13 protein-coding genes are annotated in these 15259 nt (G+C 62.8%); 8 read left to right on the top strand and 5 right to left on the bottom strand.

Annotated features, from left to right (window positions below):
• Positions 1-1193 precede the first annotated feature (1193 nt).
• From VF34_RS14045 to rpmH, 5 genes are read right to left on the bottom strand one after another with little or no spacing between them, the layout of a single operon-like run.
• Positions 1194-1886, bottom strand: coding sequence for a Jag family protein (locus VF34_RS14045; protein WP_032400883.1), 693 nt, complete (start codon positions 1884-1886; stop codon positions 1194-1196).
• A 25-nt stretch (positions 1887-1911) separates the two neighbouring features.
• Positions 1912-3003: a membrane protein insertase YidC gene (gene yidC / locus VF34_RS14040; RefSeq protein ID WP_032400884.1), complete on the bottom strand. Its 1092-nt coding sequence runs from the start codon at positions 3001-3003 to the stop codon at positions 1912-1914.
• A gap of 4 nt (positions 3004-3007) precedes the next feature.
• A complete protein-coding gene (gene yidD, locus VF34_RS14035) occupies positions 3008-3337 on the bottom strand; it encodes a membrane protein insertion efficiency factor YidD (protein WP_027495003.1) in 330 nt (109 codons plus the stop codon).
• Positions 3334-3714, bottom strand: coding sequence for a ribonuclease P protein component (gene rnpA, locus VF34_RS14030; protein ID WP_032400885.1), 381 nt, complete (start codon positions 3712-3714; stop codon positions 3334-3336). The genes yidD and rnpA overlap by 4 nt, the downstream gene beginning before the upstream one ends.
• 30 nt (positions 3715-3744) lie before the next feature.
• Entirely contained in the window at positions 3745-3888 is a 144-nt protein-coding gene (gene rpmH / locus VF34_RS14025; RefSeq protein ID WP_026347786.1) for a 50S ribosomal protein L34, read from the bottom strand.
• A gap of 622 nt (positions 3889-4510) precedes the next feature.
• On the opposite strand from rpmH, the gene dnaA reads away from it, so the two are divergent.
• The 8 genes from dnaA (at position 4511) to gyrB (ending at position 15232) form a co-directional block, all read left to right on the top strand.
• Positions 4511-6043 carry a chromosomal replication initiator protein DnaA gene (gene dnaA / locus VF34_RS14020; RefSeq protein ID WP_027495001.1) on the top strand — a complete coding sequence of 511 codons (1533 nt, stop codon included), beginning with the start codon at positions 4511-4513 and terminating at the stop codon, positions 6041-6043.
• Between the two features lie 670 nt (positions 6044-6713).
• Complete coding sequence (gene dnaN, locus VF34_RS14010) at positions 6714-7898, top strand: DNA polymerase III subunit beta (RefSeq protein WP_027494999.1); 1185 nt, start codon at positions 6714-6716, stop codon at positions 7896-7898.
• Between the two features lie 104 nt (positions 7899-8002).
• Positions 8003-8929: a phosphogluconate dehydrogenase (NAD(+)-dependent, decarboxylating) gene (gene gnd / locus VF34_RS14005; protein WP_027494998.1), complete on the top strand. Its 927-nt coding sequence runs from the start codon at positions 8003-8005 to the stop codon at positions 8927-8929.
• On the top strand, positions 8930-10162 hold the full coding sequence (gene recF / locus VF34_RS14000; RefSeq protein ID WP_045841532.1) for a DNA replication/repair protein RecF: 1233 nt from the start codon (positions 8930-8932) through the stop codon (positions 10160-10162).
• Positions 10159-10719 (top strand): DUF721 family protein, encoded by a 561-nt coding sequence (locus tag VF34_RS13995; RefSeq protein ID WP_045841531.1) that lies wholly within the window; start codon positions 10159-10161, stop codon positions 10717-10719. The genes recF and VF34_RS13995 overlap by 4 nt, the downstream gene beginning before the upstream one ends.
• A gap of 167 nt (positions 10720-10886) precedes the next feature.
• Entirely contained in the window at positions 10887-11804 is a 918-nt protein-coding gene (locus VF34_RS13990; protein ID WP_032371404.1) for a metal-dependent hydrolase, read from the top strand.
• A gap of 32 nt (positions 11805-11836) precedes the next feature.
• Entirely contained in the window at positions 11837-12934 is a 1098-nt protein-coding gene (locus VF34_RS13985; RefSeq protein WP_045841530.1) for a PDR/VanB family oxidoreductase, read from the top strand.
• Positions 12935-13189: 255 nt separating this feature from the next.
• The gene (gene gyrB, locus VF34_RS13980) at positions 13190-15232 is read left to right on the top strand and encodes a DNA topoisomerase (ATP-hydrolyzing) subunit B (RefSeq protein ID WP_027494993.1); all 2043 of its coding nucleotides are present in this window, start codon (positions 13190-13192) and stop codon (positions 15230-15232) included.
• Positions 15233-15259 lie beyond the last annotated feature (27 nt).

Genomic DNA, 15259 nt, shown 5'->3' with positions numbered 1-15259 from the left:
TCAGTCCAATCGAGCCCAGTCTCGATAGGTTGCGACCGGCCAGAAACCCGACTGTTTCACGTGAAACACGCTCACGCGTCCGCACCCCTCGTAAGTCACCCGGGGGGAAGAGGTTCTCCCTACGCGACCGTCGTGTCCATGATGCGACGCCGGGGCGCACCCACGATGGGTGATCCTGCGTTCGCAGACATTCGCGATCCGATGCTGGTGTATCGAGTCCCGCTGAGCGTGACGCGCCCGAAGGTGACTACGCTCTGCCGGCCGCCACACGTCACGCCATGGTGAACCAACCATGCTCATTCGACCCAACCTGCGTCGTGACCGCCCCCGGGACACTCCGCCGTTGCATTCCAGAACGAGGTCATCATGGCCCACACTGAAGCTGCTACGCCTCATGCCTCGAAGTATTCGCGCGGCAAGCACAACACAGTGACAACCCACCGTCCGTCGATCGGCTCAGTTCCCTACCCGACACCGGCTCGGCAAGTGAGGAGCACACCTTCTCCAGACACGACAGCAGAGTTCGAGGTCATGGACTAGCCCGGTGTGCCAGCCCGCTACACCGAGGCCCGCCTGTCATATCGTCGCGAAAGGGCCCACGGTCACTATGTGCTCGCCGCGGGCGCGCATCGCGGCAAGCGAACCGACGGTCGGATAGTCCGCTGTATGACCGTGATTGATTCCTCCTCGGACTTGGAACTGAGCAACCACGTGCGTTGTTGCCGAAGAACTATGCAGGCGCTTCCGAGCGCTTGCACGGTGGGCGGTCTCGACTACTCGCAATCGGCTGGGGTCCAAGAGTTGGTTGACACCTTCACCCCGCCAAGCTGTGAAGCATTCCTCGATCATCGGATGTTGACCAAACGGGGCCGCGATCCGGTCGCGTGATCGGCGTGCATATGACCGCCGGAAAGGGGGCAGCCGCCTCGACCTATCGATCGACATCTGCCCGAGCGTTCGTTTCACGTGAAACATCGTCCGTCACGTGGAATCACGGACAGAGCCGCCCTGCAACCACCCGTCACAGTGACGAAAGCGTCCGATACCGCTGGGCCCTCTATTTTTCGCTCTCGGAGCCCATCCGATCGGCCACGCACTGCATGAATTACATCCGTGCAATTCAAGCCCGAGCTTTCGACACAAACGACGATGGCCCCCACCGAAGTGGGGGCCATCGCTTATCGAAAGTGTCGTTATGCCTTGACGACGACGACTCGTCGAGCGGGTTCGACGCCGGTACTTTCGCTCGCAACGCCGTCGATCTTGGCGACTGCGTCGTGCACGATCTTGCGCTCGAACGGAGTCATCGGAGTCAGTTCTTCACGCTCTCCGGATTCGAGTACTCGACGTGCCGCTTCGGCACCCAGGTTCCCGAGCTCGGTGCGTCGCTTGGCGCGCCACCCAGCAACGTCGAGCATCAGCTTGCTGCGCTCGCCCGTCGACTGCTGCACAGCCAGACGCGTGAGTTCCTGCAGAGCGTCGAGTACCTCGCCCTTGCGACCGACGAGCTTGGCGAGATCGTCCCCGCCGTCGATGCTGACGATCGCGCGATCACCCTCGACGTCGAGGTCGATGTCTCCGTCGAAGTCGAGCACGTCCAGAAGCTGCTCGAGGTAGTCGCCGGCGATTTCGCCTTCCTCGACCAAATAATCCTCGTCGTCTTCGTCGTCCTCATCCGAATCGTCGTCGTTCGAGTCCGCAACGTCATCGACACTCGTGGGAGCCGACGGCGTCTTCTGCACGGCGTCGTCGACGGTAGCTTCGTCGTCGGACTCCGTCTCGACGGCACTCACCTGATCGGTCTCGACCATCACGTCACCCACTCCATCCCCAGCTGCTGCGTTCCGTACTTCGTCGTTCTGTGCTTCTTCGGCGTGCGCTGCCATGTTCGTCCTTCTCTCGACGTGTCGGTCAGCGCCGCTTGCGCTTGGTCGACTTGTTCCTGTTCGCCTGCGGTCGCGGTTTGCTCGGCGTGGCAGACCCTGACGAAGAGTCCGTCCCGGTGGTTCCGGCATCGGTCGAGGACTCTTCACCTGTCGGTGCCATCTTCGAGAGCTTCGGCCGAGCACCGGGCTTGGGCTTGGTTGTCGAGACCGGCTTCACTCCTGGCTTGGGCGCATTCTCCGAGCGCTTCTCGACGGCGGCCGCTACCTTGGCGGCCTCTTCCTTGTCGATCTTGCCGAACACGAGGTGCTGCTGCGCGTAGGTCCAGGTGTTGTTGCTGACCCAGTACAGCAGGATGGCGATCGGAAGCAATGCGCCGAAGACGAGGACGCCGAGCGGGAACACGTACAGCGCAAGCTTGTTCATGATTGCGGACTGCGGGTTTGCTGCCGCGGCAGCGCTCTGACGTGCGACCGACGCACGTGAGTTCAGGTGAGTCATGATCGCCGCGATGATCATCAGTGGGATGGATACGGCCGCGATGACCCATGTGGACGGAATTGTTGCTCCCGGACCCACAGCGAAGGCGTTGAGCTGATCCTGCGGCATCGTGATCCACGCCGAGATCGGTGCACCGAACAGACGAGCATCGAGGAACGACTGCACATCGGACACGTTGAACGCGTAGTTCGACAGCTCACGATTCTCTTCGGGCGTCAGCCCGAGCTGACCGAAACCGGTGCCGGTGCGGTTGAACGAGCGAAGCACGTGGAACAGGCCGATGAAGACGGGTGCCTGTGCCAGCACGGGGAGGCAGCCCATCAGTGGGTTGAAGCCGTGTTCTTTTTGCAGCTTCTGCATCTCGACGGCCATTTTTTGCTTGTCTTTGCCGTACTTCTTCTGCAGCGCCTTGATCTGCGGCTGCAGTTCCTGCATCTGCCGCGTCGTGCGGACCTGCTTGACGAAGGGCTTGTACAGGATCAGCCGGAGGGTGAAGACGAGGAAGACGACGGACAATGCCCAGGCGAAGCCATTGCTGGGATCCTGGAACACAAAGCCGAACACCTTGTGCCACACCCAGAGAATCCAGGCAACCGGGTAGTAAATGAAGTCGAGCACGGCTCTATGTACTCCTCTGTTCTTCCACTCGCAGGAGATCGTGGTGTTCTTCGGTTTCGGTCAGCTCGGTGACGGTTGCGCGCCACCTACCGGGTTCGGGCACCGGGTCCCAGCCTCCAGAGTGCCAGGGAGCACATTTGAGGAGGCGGACGACTGCCAGGAGCGAGCCCTTCGGCATCCCGTGCACCTGGAGCGCCTCGATGGCGTATTCACTGCAGGTGGGGGAGAAGCGACAGGTAGGGGGCCGCATCGGGGACACATAGGTCCGGTACAACACGATGCAGTAGACGAGGGTTCGAGCAGGAATGGAACGAAGGTTGCCCATGAATGTCATGACGGCGGACCCTTCGGAGCTTCGAGTAGACCGAGCTTCTTCAAACCTGAACGCAGTTGAACGTGTAGATCTGCCGAGGATGCGTGCGCAGCATCTGGAAGTGCTCGAATGACCACGTCGGTGTTCACCGCGAGCCCGTCGATAACCTCGGCACAGATATGCCGAAGCCGGCGCGCAACTCGATGACGAGTTACGGCCGGCCCGACTGCCTTGCTGACGATCAATCCGAAACGTGGCCCATGAACGGTGGATGCGATGTCCTGCTCGTGACGCGCAACTGCGTGTACGACCAGGTCTGATCTACCCATTCGGCGTCCTCGACGCATCACCACGGTGAAGTCACGTGCGCGATGCAGCCGATTCGGCTCAGGAAGCATCCCGAGCTCCAAGCTTCGGACGAACGGTTATCAGGCTGTGAGTTCTTTGCGGCCCTTGCCGCGACGTGCGGAAACGATTGCACGACCCGCACGGGTACGCATACGAAGACGGAAGCCATGAACGCGCGCGCGGCGGCGATTGTTCGGCTGGAACGTCCGCTTGCCCTTGGCCACGGTCAACACTCCTCGAGATTCGAAGACGCCGATCTGTCGGCGCCTGCTGTAAAGGTTCTCAGCGAGTTCGGATGAACTCGCTAGCCTCCCGAGCGAGAAATCCGAGTGAAGACAGACTGTGAGCAGCCAGCAAGCATCGGCCACCTCGCTATTGGGTGACTGTTCGAGAGTACTGATCGAGTCACCGGTGGTCAAACTCGCTCGACATCGACCGATCCGTCGATTCATACACAGGCCACGGACGACGAGACCTCGGACGGGGCGAAGAGTCGACAATATCTGTCGTTCCGCAGCGCCGCGCAACTGGTCGTTGCTGCGATCGAACGACTGACAATGGCTATCGCCGCAGGTCAGACTGTCGTATTCGTGATACCACGCCAGTCGGTGACGGTTGGGCTCACATCGGTGTCGTTTATCCACACCTGTGGATAATTGTGTGGAAACACAGTTCAGGTGGCATATTCGTACCTTGCGGGGTCCACCGAAGGACCCTTGTCTCGGCCACGGAGGCGCACGATCGACGACGCTATCCGACGACGCGGTTGCGCGGGTTCGAAACGCCGCACCGAATCGGTTGTCGGAGTCCGGCGAGACCTACAAGCTCGACGACGGAGGGATCGACGTGAACGACGATCCGGATGCGCTTGCGCGCATCTGGCCCGAGGTAGTCGCGGAGCTGACGTCCGACCGACACAGTGGGTCGCCGCTGACCAAGGGCCAGAAGGCCTGGCTCGCGCTGGTCAAACCGCTCACGTTGACTCAGGGCTTCGCTCTGCTCGCCGTCCCGTCGACCTTCGCTCAGGAAGCGATCGAACGTGACCTGCGCGAACCCATCCTGGGAGCTCTGGGGCGTCATCTGGGACAGGGTGTCGAAGGTCTCGGCGTTCGTATCTCTGCGCCCGAGGACGAGAAGCTCGAAACCGAGCGCTCGACGTATCCCGATGCCGTCAGTTCCCCGACGTACCGGCGTCGCGTCCTGACCAGCAGAGACGACGAGCCGTCGGATTCCGAGACCGCCGATTACGAGGAAGTGGACGACGAGCGGGAAGCCCTCGCCAGTGTCCAGAACTCGTGGCCGACGTACTTCACCAAACCACCGGAGTCGACGCCACCGTCGTCGGGTGCCAACAGCCTCAACTCGAAGTACACCTTCGACACGTTCGTGATCGGCGCCTCCAACCGGTTCGCGCACGCCGCCGCGGTCGCCATCGCCGAAGCACCCGCCCGGGCGTACAACCCACTGTTCGTGTGGGGGGCGTCGGGCCTGGGCAAGACGCACCTGCTGCACGCGGCCGGGCACTACGCGCAGCGCCTGTTCCCGGGCATGCGCGTCAAGTACGTCTCCACCGAAGAATTCACCAACGACTTCATCAACAGTCTCCGTGACGACCGCAAGGTGGCGTTCAAGCGCCGCTACCGCGAGACCGACGTGCTGCTGGTCGACGACATTCAGTTCATCGAGGGCAAGGAAGGTATCCAGGAAGAGTTCTTCCACACCTTCAACACGCTGCACAACGCCAACAAACAGATCGTCGTCTCGTCCGACCGACCACCCAAACAGTTGGCGACCCTCGAGGAGCGGCTGCGCACCCGCTTCGAGTGGGGCCTGATCACCGACGTCCAGCCACCGGAGCTCGAGACGCGAATCGCCATCCTGAGCAAGAAGGCTCGGATGGACCGACTCGACGTGCCGCACGACGTCCTGGAGCTGATCGCCAGCCGCATCGAGCGCAACATCCGCGAGCTCGAAGGCGCCCTCATTCGCGTGACGGCATTCGCCTCGTTGAACGGACAGGCCCTCGACCTCACCCTCGCCGAGGTCGTCCTACGTGACCTGATTCCCGATTCGTCCAGCTTGGAGATCAACGCGGCCACGATCATGGCCGTCACCGCGGAATACTTCGACACCTCCATCGAGGACCTGTGCGGGCCGGGTAAGGCCCGAGCATTGGCCATGGCCAGGCAGATAGCGATGTACCTCTGCAGAGAGCTCACCGACCTGTCACTACCGAAGATCGGTCAGACGTTCGGCCGAGATCACACGACGGTGATGTACGCGGACAAGAAGATTCGCAAGGAAATGACCGAGCGTCGCAAGGTCTACGACCAGGTCCAGGAGTTGACGGCCCGCATCAAGCAGCGCTCGAAGCGATAGCTCCACAGTCCTTCGGCAACGACGGCGACGGCGCCGATTCCCATCGCGGGGGTCGGCGCCGTCGCCGTTTTCGTCGGTGATCGCTGCCGCCTCGGTTCGACTCGGGCATCGATCGAACACGATCTCCAGTCGATTCCGGATCGAATCTGGGTCGATTCCGCGCCGAATCCGGGCCGATTCCGGGCCGAATCGGATGACATTTCGGAGCCGTCGACCATTGATTCACACCTGTGGATAACCATGTGGACAACCGTCGACTTCTGGGGATGGAATGTGGGCGCCTGTGCACCGATGCGATTGGTCCACAGGCAGCCGTCCGTCAACCGCAGATTGGTCCCGAGTTCATCCCCACGACACCACGCCTAGCCACCAGCGTCGCGAGGGCTCCATGCACAGATTGCACAGGACCTATTAATACTTCTGTTTTCTCCTTGAAAGAACTTCTTTGAAAACAGGTGTTGGGGAACGATCCGTTCACAGCCCCCTTCCGACGACCGCATCGGTGCCCTTCGCGGCCTCGCCCGAGCTTTCAACTTCGTCTCGAAGGGCATACGGTGTGCTTGCGCTGGATGTGCCAGACTCGTCGTTGCATCGGTTGGAGCCGCGACGATCGTGGTCGCACCGCTCGACTGTGCATACGAATGCCCCGAACGAGAGGAAATGCCGAGCGATGGAGCTTGGAAGTTTGAAGTTTCGCGTTGCTCGTGAAGATTTTTCCGATTCCGTGGCGTGGGTGGCCCGCAGCCTGCCGTCCCGGCCGCCCGTTCCCGTTCTCGGTGGCGTTCTGCTTGCTGCCGACGAACAGGGTCTGACGGTCTCGGGCTTCGATTACGAGGTCTCCGCCCAGGTGAAGGTATCGGCCGAGGTGGCCACCGCAGGACGAGTTCTGGTGTCGGGCAAGCTACTTGCCGATATCACCAAGTCGTTGCCGAACAAGCCCGTCGACGTCACCGTCGACGGGACCCGCGTTCTCGTCAACTGCGGAAGCGCAAAATTCTCGCTGCCGACGATGCCGGTCGAGGACTATCCTCAGCTACCCGAGTTGCCCAGCAACACCGGTTCGCTGGCCGGTGATGTGTTCTCCGAGGCAATTGCCCAGGTCGCCATTGCGGCCGGCAAGGACGACACGCTTCCCATGCTGACCGGTATTCGTGTCGAGATCGACGGCACCAACGTCGTGCTGGCTGCGACCGACCGATTCCGGTTGGCGGTTCGTGAGGTCGACTGGACTCCCGCCGGCGCCGACACCACCACCGCAGTGCTGATTCCGGCGAAGACCCTGTCCGAATCGGCCAAGACTCTCGGCGGCAACGCGGGTTCGCCCGTCGAGCTCGCTCTCGGTTCGGGTTCCTCCATCGGGAGCGACGGTTTGCTCGGAATCGTCAGTGACGGGCGCCGCACGACCACTCGACTGCTCGATGCGGAATTCCCGAAGTTCCGTCAGTTGCTCCCGGCAGAACACACCGCCGTCGCAACACTCGAGATCGCGCCGCTGGTCGAGGCCATCAAGCGCGTGGCACTCGTCGCCGAACGCGGTGCGCAGGTGCGTCTGGAATTCAACGCCGAAGGTGTGCTGCTCTCGGCCGGCGGCGACGATGCCGGCCGCGCCGAGGAAGCTCTGCCGGCCGACTTCCAGGGTGAGGCGCTCACCATCGCGTTCAATCCGGGGTACCTCATCGACGGCCTGTCCTCCTTGCACAGCGAGAAGGTCACGTTCGGTTTCACCACCCCGAGTCGGCCTGCAGTGCTGCGTCCGACGTCGGACGAGGAGCTGGTGCCCGACGATTCCGGCAAGTTCGCGGCGCCTCAGTCCCAATACACCTATCTGTTGATGCCGGTCAGGCTGCCGGGCTGATCCTGCCTGGTTACTGTTGAAGTTGCGGGATCGGACGAGTCGTTCCGCCGACTCCACTCCCGCTCGACCGGAATTACACCTGACACAGACAAGGACGCTTCCTCATGCAGCTGGGCTTGGTCGGTCTCGGAAAAATGGGCTTCAACATGCGCGAGCGGCTGCGCGAGCACGGCCACGAGGTCATCGGTTACGACCCGAGGCCCGAGGTGACGGACACCCCGTCACTCGCCGGTCTCGCGGAATCCCTCACCGCTCCCCGAGTGGTGTGGGTGATGGTGCCCTCCGGCCAGATCACCCGGGACACCATCACCGGGCTCGGGGATGTTCTCGAACCGGGCGACCTGGTGATCGACGGTGGAAACTCGCGTTTCACCGATGACAAGCCCAACGCAGAACTGTTGGACGCCAAGGGAATCGGGTACATCGATGCCGGAGTTTCGGGCGGTGTCTGGGGATTGAAGAACGGCTACGGCCTGATGGTCGGCGGCGACGACGAGCACGTTGCACGCGCTATGCCGATCTTCGACGCCCTGCGTCCGGAAGGGGAGCGCGCGGACGGTTTCGTCCACGCCGGTCCTGTCGGTGCCGGGCATTACTCGAAGATGGTGCACAACGGCATCGAATACGGTCTGATGCAGGCGTACGCCGAGGGCTACGAAATCCTCGAGGCCGAAGAATTGGTGCAGGACGTGCAGGGCGTACTGCGGGCCTGGAGCAAGGGCACCGTCGTGCGGTCGTGGCTGCTCGATCTGTTGGTCGAGGCACTCGGTCAGGATCCGGAGTTCAGTGAGATCTCGGGGTACACCGAGGACTCCGGCGAGGGTCGATGGACCGTCGAGGAGGCCATTCGGCATGCCGTACCCGCCCCGGTCATCTCCGCAGCTCTGTTCGCGAGATTCGCTTCGCGACAAGAAGATTCGCCTGCCATGAAGGCAGTGTCGGCGTTGCGGAACCAGTTCGGCGGGCATGCCGTCAAGAAGGCGGATGCGGACGAGACACTGCGCGCACCCGCGCCGAAGAACACCGAGTAAGTGTTCGTCCGGTCTTTGCAACTTCACGATTTCCGGTCCTGGGACGACGTCATCGTCGACCTGGGCCCGGGATCGACCGTGTTCGTCGGGCCCAACGGACACGGTAAGACCAACCTGCTGGAATCACTCGGTTATCTGTCGACGCTGTCCTCGCACCGGGTCTCGACCGATGCGCCCATGATCAGGGCAGGTGCGTCCACCGCGTTCGTCGGCAGCGCCGTGGTCAACCACGGACGCGAGTTGATCATCGACGTCGAACTGCTCGAGGGCAAGGCGAACAAGGCGAGGATGAACAGGTCTCCGCTGCGTCGGCCACGAGAAATTCTGGGTGTACTCCAGAGTGTGTTGTTCGCACCCGAGGACCTGTCTCTGGTGCGCGGCGACCCGAGCGAGCGCCGGCGGTATTTGGACGAGCTGCTCACCACCAGAATTCCTCGAATGGCCGCTGTGCGTGCAGATTACGACAAGGTGCTGCGTCAGCGGTCGGCACTGCTCAAGACCGCCAGCGGGGCGTTGCGCCGAGGCTCGTCGTCCAGCGACGGCTCGAGCGCTCTGGCCACGCTCGATGTCTGGGACGGCCATCTTGCCGCCCACGGAGCCCGATTGCTGTCGGCCAGAATATCTTTGGTACACGAGCTGATGCCCTTCGTGCAGCAGGCCTACGAGTCGATCGCGCCGGAATCGCGGCTCGCCACGTTGTCCTATCGATGCAGCCTCGCCGAGGCACTGCCGCCGGAATTCTCCGATGCCGGCCGAGCACCGGAGTCCGACGACGACGACGTGCTGGAAGCTGCTTTCCTGCACCAACTTTCGGTGATGAGGCAGCGAGAGATCGAACGTGGGGTGTGTCTGGTCGGTCCCCATCGAGACGATCTGGAATTGATGCTCGGCGACCGACCCGCCAAAGGCTTTGCCAGCCACGGTGAATCGTGGTCGTACGCACTCTCTCTTCGGCTCGGCTCCTTTTCGTTGCTGCGCGAGGACGGGACCGACCCCGTCCTGATGCTCGACGACGTGTTCGCCGAGCTCGACCGCAAGCGGCGCACGGCCCTGGCGGCGGTCGCGGCCGACGCGGAACAGGTACTGATCACCGCCGCGGTTCCCGAGGACGTGCCACCCGAACTGGATGCACGACGCTACGGTGTCGAGGCACGTCAGGAATCCGATTCCGGTGCGGCAGGCCGTATTTCGACCATCACCGAGCTGTCGACGTCGGAGAGTGAGGTGTCATGAGCGACGACACGAACTCATCGGCACCGGATGAGCAGCCGGAGTTGAAGGGCGTCGACCTTGCGCGTCGGGCGCTCGAAGATGCCCGGGCCGCGGCCAAGGCGAGCGGCAAGTCGGTCGGTCAAGGTCGTTCGTCACCGACCGGGGGTGTCCGGGCACTGCGGGGGCGTCGACGACGGGGTTGGTCGGGGGCGGGCCCCGACGATCGAGATCCGCAGGCGTTCGGCGCACTGGCGAACTCGATCGCGTCCAAGCGTGGTTGGTCGGCCAAGGTATCCGAGGGTGCCGTGCTGGGGCGGTGGCCCAGCGTCGTCGGTGAGGACATCTCGGCGCACGCCGACCCCACCGGCCTCAAGGACGGAGTGCTCAGTATCTCCGCCGAGTCGACTGCGTGGGCGACGCAGCTCCGATTGATGCAGTCGCAGATTCTGGCGAAGATCGCGGCGGCGGTGGGCCACGGTGTGGTGACGTCGCTTCGGATCACCGGGCCGACGACGCAGAGCTGGCGAAAAGGCGAGCGCCACGTCAAAGGTCGTGGTCCGCGGGACACCTACGGATAGTGACTGTTCCCAATGCGCGTTCGACGTAGCCCCTGGTCCAGGTGATCCTCAACAGATGTTGGGGGCAGTGTTGCTGTGAGACAGTTGGTATGCGTAGCGTGATTCGGGACACGCAACGGTCGGGGGACCGAATACTGTTCCATGCGGCCATCGGACGAGGAGAAGTTGTGTCTGCACCTACGAAGAAGGCGTCGACAACGGCGGTCGACGTCGATGGGACCCCCGAAGACAGAGTGGTTCTGCACGCTCGGAACGTCGAATTCGATTGGGAAACTCTGCCGCTGCACTATATGGACGGCAATCCCCTGGCCACCCACCTGATCAATGTGATGCACCTGCTTCTGCCCGAGGGTGAGGAGTGGTTCGTGCGCACGTTCAAAGAGGCGTTGCCGCTCATCCACGACGATCAGTTGCGCGACGACGTGATCGGCTTCATCGGCCAGGAAGCCATGCATGCACAGGCCCACACCGAGGTCCACGATCAGCTTCGAGCCCACGGCATCGATGTCGATCCGTACGTCGACCAGATGAAGTTCCTGTTCGGTCGCGCACTCGGCAATCGCTCGGGCCACGGTCAGAACAGCCTGGTGGAGCGTCTTGCCTTGATCGCAGCTGCCGAGCATCTGACCGCGTTTCTCGGCGACTGGGTCCTCAACGCGCGCGAACTCGACGAAGCCGACGTCGATCCGGTCATGCTCGATCTGTTGCGGTGGCACGGCGCCGAAGAAGTGGAGCATCGTTCGGTGGCGTACGAGGTGATGCGCTACTTCGACGTTCGGCCGGCCCGGCGTATCCGTACCTACGTGGTCATTGCACCCACTCTCGTCTGGTTCTGGACGCGCGGCGTGCGCTACCTCATGAGCCAGGATCCGACGTTGGCGCATCTGTCGCCGAAGGAGCGCACGCCGTCGTTCCGGGAATTCCGACGGGTCGCCAAGTCCGGTCTGTTTCCGACGCCGATGTCCATGGTCAAGGCGTCCCTGCGGTACTTCAAGAGCACATATCACCCGTCTCAGGAAGGCTCGACGGCCCAGGCCGTGCAGTATCTCGCCACCTCGCCGGCGGCGCGGTCCGCTGATCGATGACCAAACGCACGTTGCGGAGCAGGCTCGACGCGATGGCTCGAAAGGTCGACTCGTTCCGAGTAGGCCGCACGATTCCACAGAATCTGTACGGGCGTGACGAGCCGGATCAGACGGTGTCGCTGGTCACCGATGCACTGGACAAGTGGTTCGCCCTCCTCGACAACGGTGAGTACGACGCCTCGTTCGCGGCGCCTCCCGTCGCGCGTACCCGAGAACTGACACTGGTCTCCCGTGACGTTCTGTGCATCGACGAACAGGTCGTCCAGCTGACCTTCGCCGCCGCCGACGGGTCGGCTCTGCCGGCGTGGGCACCGGGAATGCACTTGGATTTTTACCTCCCGTCCGGTCGGCGACGGCAGTACTCCCTGTGCGGATTGCCCAGTGACGACACGTACTCGATTGCAGTACGACTCGTGCCGGACGGCGGCGGCGGATCTCCGGAGATGCACGCGCTGACGGTCGGCACTGCGGTGTCGATCAGGGGGCCGCGCAACGGGTTTCCGTTCGTACCGTCCGAACAGGCAGTATTCGTCGCCGGTGGAATCGGCATCACCGCGATCATCTCGATGGTGCGCCGTGCCCGCGATCTGGGCATGGACTGGCACCTCGTCTACTGCGGCCGCTCCCGCGAGTCGATGCCGTTTCTCGACGAGATCGAGGGCTGGGATCCCGCCCGGGTCACCGTGCGCACCGACGACGTGGACGGCATGCCGTCGAGTATGGATCTGTTGGGCTCGACGGCCCCCGGCGGTTCGGTCTACGTATGTGGTCCGCCGCCGATGATCGACCTCGTTCGCGCCTCGTTCGACGCCCTCCCGGCCACGCATCTGCACTTCGAGCGCTTCTCACCGCCGCCGGTGAAGAACGGGACGGAATTCGAAGTGCAGCTCGTCGATTCCGGCGAAATTCTGTCGGTCGGTGCGGAAGAGACTGCGCTGCATGCCATTCGACGCATCAGGCCGGATGTCGCGTACTCGTGCCAGCAGGGTTTCTGCGGCACGTGTCGGGTGCGAGTGCTCAGCGGAACACCGCAGCATCGAGAGAATCGGTTGACGACCGAGGAGCAGCGGCACGAGATGTTGATCTGTGTCTCGCGGTCGGACGGAGAACGGATCGTCCTCGATCTGTAGCCGAATCGCCGGTTTTACCCTTCATCTTTGTCGTCCGATGTCGAGAAAATGCGCCTGTGAAGCAATCAGGGGCCTTTTAGGGGTGTCATCGTCCCCATGCTGTCGCAGCCACCCAGTACTATGGACCGGTACGACATCAAGCCCGGAACAAACGCATGGACCGAGCACGGCGGAAACGACCGTGCCGACCCTGCGGTAGCACCTACAGCAGGTGTGAGCGGGGTAGTGGACGCGTAGAAGGAGAACCAGCTAACCGTGGCTGCCCAGAAGTCAGGTAACAGTGAGAACAGCAAGGATTACGGCGCTTCGTCCATCACGGTCCTCGAGGGCCTGGAAGCAGTCCGTAAGAGGCCCGGTATGTACATCGGTTCCACCGGTGAACGAGGCCTGCACCACCTGATCTGGGAGGTCGTCGACAACTCCGTCGACGAGGCCATGGCCGGCTACGCCTCCACCGTCGACGTCACCATCCACGAAGACGGCAGCGTCGAGGTCAAGGACGACGGCCGCGGCATCCCCGTCGCCATGCACTCCTCCGGTGTTCCCACCGTCGAGGTCGTCATGACCCAGCTGCACGCCGGTGGCAAGTTCGACTCCGACTCCTACGCCGTCTCCGGCGGTCTGCACGGCGTCGGTATCTCCGTCGTGAACGCACTCTCGACCAAGGTCGAACTGCAGATCGCGCGTGACGGTCACCGCTACAAGCAGACATACGACTACGCCAAGCCCGGCCCGCTCGAGACCGTCGGCGACACCACGGAGACCGGCACCACGGTGCGGTTCTGGGCCGACGGCAAGATTTTCGAGACTCTCGACTACAGCTTCGAGACCGTGCATCGTCGCCTGCAGGAGATGGCGTTCCTCAACAAGGGACTGACCATCAACTTCACCGACGAGCGAGTGGCGGCCACCGACGCGACCGAGGAAGAACTCGGCGAGACCGCCGAGGCACCCAAGACCGCCGAGGAAGAGCAGGCCGACGCGGCCAACGCGAAGCCGGCCAAGGTTCGTAAGCGGACGTACCACTACCCCGACGGTCTGGTGGACTTCGTCAAGCACATCAACCGCACCAAGACCGCGATTCACAACTCGGTCGTCGGCTTCACCGGCAAGGGTGAGGGCCACGAGGTCGAGATCGCCATGCAGTGGAACGCTGGTTACTCCGAATCGGTGCACACCTTCGCCAACACGATCAACACGCACGAGGGCGGTACCCACGAAGAGGGTTTCCGTACCGCGCTGACGTCGACGGTGAACAAGTACGCCATCGAGAAGAAATTGGTCAAGGAAAAGGACGTCAAGCTCACCGGCGACGACATCCGTGAAGGCCTCGCCGCCGTCATCTCGGTGCGGGTCGGCGAGCCGCAGTTCGAGGGCCAGACCAAGACCAAGCTCGGCAACACCGAGATTCGCTCGTTCGTGCAGAAGGCGTGCAACGAGCACCTCTCGCACTGGTTCGAGTCCAACCCGGCCGATGCCAAGACGATCATCAACAAGGCGGTCTCGTCCGCGCAGGCCCGCATGGCCGCACGTAAGGCGCGAGAGTTGGTGCGGCGCAAGAGCGCAACCGATATCGGTGGCCTGCCCGGCAAGCTCGCAGACTGCCGCTCGAACGATCCGAGCAAGTCGGAGATCTACATCGTGGAGGGCGACTCCGCCGGCGGCTCGGCCAAATCCGGCCGTGACTCGATGTTCCAGGCGATCCTGCCGCTGCGAGGAAAGATCATCAACGTCGAGAAGGCCCGCATCGACCGTGTCCTCAAGAACAACGAGGTCCAGTCGATCATCACCGCGTTCGGCACCGGCATTCACGACGAGTTCGACATCGCCAAACTGCGCTATCACAAGATCGTGCTGATGGCCGACGCCGACGTCGACGGCCAGCACATCTCCACCCTGCTGATGACCCTGTTGTTCCGGTTCATGCGGCCGCTGATCGAGAACGGTCACGTCTACCTGGCCATGCCGCCGCTGTACAAGCTCAAGTGGAGCCGCGGCGAACCGGATTTCGCGTACTCCGACCGCGAGCGCGACGGTCTGCTCGAGGCCGGTATCGCCAACAAGCGCAAGATCAACGTCGAGGACGGCGTCCAGCGCTACAAAGGCCTCGGCGAGATGAACGCCAAGGAGCTGTGGGAAACCACGATGGACCCGGCAGTGCGAGTTCTTCGTCTGGTCACTCTCGACGACGCCGCGGCCGCGGACGAACTGTTCAGCGTCCTGATGGGCGAGGACGTGTCCGCCCGCCGAAGCTTCATCGCGCGTAACGCGAAAGATGTTCGCTTTCTTGACGTTTAGTCGTTTCTCGGACGCACCGCACTCAGT

This window comes from Rhodococcus sp. PML026 (genome assembly GCF_000963615.1).
GTDB lineage: Bacteria > Actinomycetota > Actinomycetes > Mycobacteriales > Mycobacteriaceae > Rhodococcoides > Rhodococcoides fascians.
This window is presented reverse-complemented; position numbering and strand designations above follow the sequence as displayed.

Coding starts and splice junctions, on each gene's coding strand:
- VF34_RS13985 (WP_045841530.1), top strand. CDS start 11,837: ATGGCTCGAAAGGTCGACTCGTTCCGAGTAGGCCGCACGATTCCACAG.
- VF34_RS13995 (WP_045841531.1), top strand. CDS start 10,159: ATGAGCGACGACACGAACTCATCGGCACCGGATGAGCAGCCGGAGTTG.
- dnaN (WP_027494999.1), top strand. CDS start 6,714: ATGGAGCTTGGAAGTTTGAAGTTTCGCGTTGCTCGTGAAGATTTTTCC.
- gnd (WP_027494998.1), top strand. CDS start 8,003: ATGCAGCTGGGCTTGGTCGGTCTCGGAAAAATGGGCTTCAACATGCGC.
- rnpA (WP_032400885.1), bottom strand. CDS start 3,714: ATGCTTCCTGAGCCGAATCGGCTGCATCGCGCACGTGACTTCACCGTG.
- yidD (WP_027495003.1), bottom strand. CDS start 3,337: ATGACATTCATGGGCAACCTTCGTTCCATTCCTGCTCGAACCCTCGTC.
- VF34_RS14045 (WP_032400883.1), bottom strand. CDS start 1,886: ATGGCAGCGCACGCCGAAGAAGCACAGAACGACGAAGTACGGAACGCA.